Source organism: Synechococcus sp. B60.1, from assembly GCF_047462555.1.
Lineage (GTDB): Bacteria > Cyanobacteriota > Cyanobacteriia > Thermostichales > Thermostichaceae > Thermostichus.
In genome coordinates this window covers 1-3,328 of the sequence record NZ_JANSJN010000156.1, presented here as the reverse complement: position 1 = coordinate 3,328, position 3,328 = coordinate 1, and the positions used below count along the sequence as shown (strand labels likewise).

Below are 3,328 nucleotides of genomic sequence, written 5' to 3'. Positions count from 1 at the left end.
GCCTTGGGATAGAGCCAAAGCAGGTTCTCATCGAGCACCAAGGGCAGTTGGTCGACTACTGGCACGCGACCCATCCCTATGCCCTGCCGGAAGGGAAAAAGAGCACTTGAGGAGTTTCCCTGCAATGTCAGAGTTGGACGAGCTGCTGCAGCAAGCCCTCAACCATCACCAGCAGGGGCGCCTGGACGAGGCGGAGCGGCTCTATCGAGCTGTCCTGCGGTCTGTCCCCCGCCACCCAGAGGCGCACCACAAGCTGGGGCAGCTTACCCGCCAGCGGGGGCAGCCCCGGGCGGCCCTGCACCATTTGGTAACCGCCGTCAGCGCCAATCCAACGGTTGGTCAGTATTGGCTGTCCCTGGTGGAGGCGCTACTGGAGTGTGGCGAATATGCAGAGGCCGAGCGGGTGCTTGCTGATGGGCAAACTCTCGGACTCCTGGAAGAGGCAGTGGTTGTCGAGTGGAGCGCGCGGCTGGCCGCTACCAAGCTGGCAGGAGAGGCCCCCCTCTCCAGCCCGGTGCCAGCGACTCGAACCCTTAGCGAGGAGGAGGTCAGCGAGCTGCAGGCAGCAAGTGAGGCCTACAACTGTGGCAACCTGGCCCTTGCTTTGCAAAAAGCCCAGGAGGTGCTGGCCAGAAACCCCAGCTCTGCCCTGGCCTGGGCCCTTGTTGCCAACGTGCGCTGGAAGCAGGGGGAGTATGTTGCAGCAGAAGAGGCGGCTCGCCGCGCTCTGGATCTTGAGCCCCAAGAGCGCAACGCCCTGTTTGCCCTGGCGCTATCTCTGCAAGGGCAAGGGCGCTACGTGGAAAGCGAGGCGACCTATCGCCAGGCGCTCCAGGCCTATCCAGAGGATGCTGAGATATACAGCAATTTTTCAGCTCTATTGCAGGAGATGGGCAAATGGTCGGAAGCGCAAGCTGCTGCCTTGCGGGCCATCGAGCTCCGGCCAACCTATGCCGACGCCTGGTTCAACTACGGGAGTGCGCTGCTGGGGGGCGGCGAAAGAACGCGGGCCAAGAACGCCTACCAAGCAGCGCTGCAGTTCAATCCCCAACGGGTGGAAGCGCTCCTCTTGCTTGGGAGAATGGAGGTAGAAGAGCGCAACTTTTCCCAGGCCCTGGATTACTACGACAAAGCCTTGGCCCTTCGCCCCGACTTCCCTGAGGGCTTGCTGGGCAAGGTAGAAGTCTACCTCAATTTAGAGCTCTTTCAGGAAGCAGAGAGCTTTGCCCGTCTTGCCCTTCAAAAAGATCCCCACCACTTTGCTGCCTATCTGGGTCTAGCGCTTGCCTTGGCAGCTCAAGAAAGAGATGCAGAAGCAGAGGAAGTGCTGCAGGCCGCGCGCCAATGCAGGCCGCAACCCCCTAATGCTGCCGAGCAGATCCTTGCGGCGCAGATTCAGGGCCGGCTTTGGCTACCCTCCATCCTAGAGTCGCAGGCCGCTATCGCCCACTGGCGGGCACGCTATCAGGAGGGTCTGCGGAGTTTGCTGGCCTTGCCTGGAACCCTGGAAGACCCGACCCGACTCTTCAGACACTCCCTTTCCTTCGAGCTTCCCTACCACAACGCCGACGACCGGCCGCTCATGGAGATGCTCTGCCAGCTCTTTCGAGCCAAGGCGCCGCAGCTCAATTTTGAAGCACCGCATGTTGCCCGTTGGCACTTCCCTGCTGGTCGGCGCATCCGCGTTGGCTTTTGCTCAAAGTTTCTTGTCGGCCACACCATCGGCAAGCTCTACCAGGGCCTTTTGCGTCAGCTTGACCGCTCGCGTTTTGAAGTTATCCTCATCTACCCACCGCAAGCCCCTCGCGACTCGGTGCGGGCTATGTTAGAGGCTGCTTGCGACCGAGTGGTGGTTCTCAGCGGCCTACTGCCCCAGTGGCAGGCGCAGGTTGCAGCTCTGGAGCTGGACGCTCTTTTCTATCCCGACATCGGTATGTCGATGGCCACCTACTTCCTGGCCTATGCGCGGCTTGCGCCGGTGCAGATGGTTAGCTACGGCCACCCGGATACCACTGGCCTCGATACAATCGATTACTTCCTGGGGGCCGATGTGCCAATGGAGCCAGAAGGGGCGGAAGCGTACTACAGCGAGCGCTTGGTGCGCTTTGCCCGCCTGCCCTTCTGCTACCAACTTTTCGGCTTGCCACGGCAAATTCCCCCACGCGCAGAACTGGGCCTGCCTGAGCGCGGCAGGCTCTACGGCTGCCCGCAATCGCTTTTTAAGTTTCACCCTGACTTCGACGCGGTGCTGGCAGCCATTGCCGAGAGCGATCCCGAGGGCCACATTGTCCTCATCGACGGCTTGGCCAAGACTTGGAACGACCAGCTCAGGGCCCGCTGGGCAAAGAGCGCCCCCATCCTCAACGAACGGGTCTGCTTCGTGCCGCGCCAGCCCCTTGCTCGCTTCATGGCGCTGGTGGCCCATTGTGACGTTCTGCTGGATCCTATCCATTTCGGCTCAGGCAACACTCTCTACGAGGCCATGGCCTACGGCAAACCCATTGTCACCTGGCCTGGTCGCTTTGCCCGTGGGCGTTTTGTGGCGGCAGCCTATGAGCAGATGGGGATTGCCGAGATAGCGCCCATTGCCCCATCCCTCGACGCCTATGCGGCTACAGCCCTTGCTTTTGGCCGCGACAAGGAGCGCTGTCTGGCTTTTGCCACCAAGGCCGTAGAAGCAGCCAAAGTGCACCTGTACCAAGACCTCCAGGTCGTGCGTCAGTTCGAGACCTTTCTCCTGGCGGCGCTGGAAGCGGCTGCCCGTGGAGAGAAGCTGCCCAGCGGTTTTCGGGTGCCACCCCCCGACCCTGGGAGCTGAGATCCTCAGGGGGTGCGGAGTTGCTGCCTCTGCTCGTGGGCAGAAAACAAGCTCCCCCGTATCCTTACCAGCTACTCAACGGGACACCGGAGCAGTGCCAAGCTCTAGCTCCCTGTCTAGGGCCGCCACCTGCTGCAGCGCCCGTCGCCCTGCTGCCATGTCCGGCACCCCCATCGACGTGCGGTAGCGCCGGCCCTGGTACGTTCAAGTCAGACGCAGCCAACCCTTGTCTTGAGTCACGTGGACAACTTCCTTTGGCTCTCTCCTTGCGATCATTTTGCGATCACTCTACGCACCCAACTTACCCTCTTCTACCCCAAACTTGGCTTTACCCTCAACTGAGGTTTTAGGTCTGAAAGGGCTTATCTGGAGCCAGTTTTGCGGCTTAGTTCAGGATCTACCGGATGGAAGCGGGCGAACGGAATCGAACCGTCAACAGCAGTTTGGAAGACTGCGGTTTTACCATTAAACTACGCCCGCACAGGCATCTGCCTCTGCCAAGTACCTATA

1 protein-coding gene and 1 tRNA gene are annotated in these 3,328 nt (G+C 60.9%); one reads left to right on the top strand and one right to left on the bottom strand.

The features are described 5' to 3' along the window. Positions 1–124 precede the first annotated feature (124 nt). Complete coding sequence (locus NW863_RS12565; protein ID WP_414366765.1) at positions 125–2,818, top strand: tetratricopeptide repeat protein; 2,694 nt, start codon at positions 125–127, stop codon at positions 2,816–2,818. Positions 2,819–3,227: 409 nt separating this feature from the next. On the opposite strand, the gene NW863_RS12560 is transcribed toward NW863_RS12565, so the two are convergent. Further along, a tRNA-Gly gene (locus tag NW863_RS12560) sits at positions 3,228–3,298 on the bottom strand. Between the last annotated feature and the right edge of the window lie 30 nt (positions 3,299–3,328).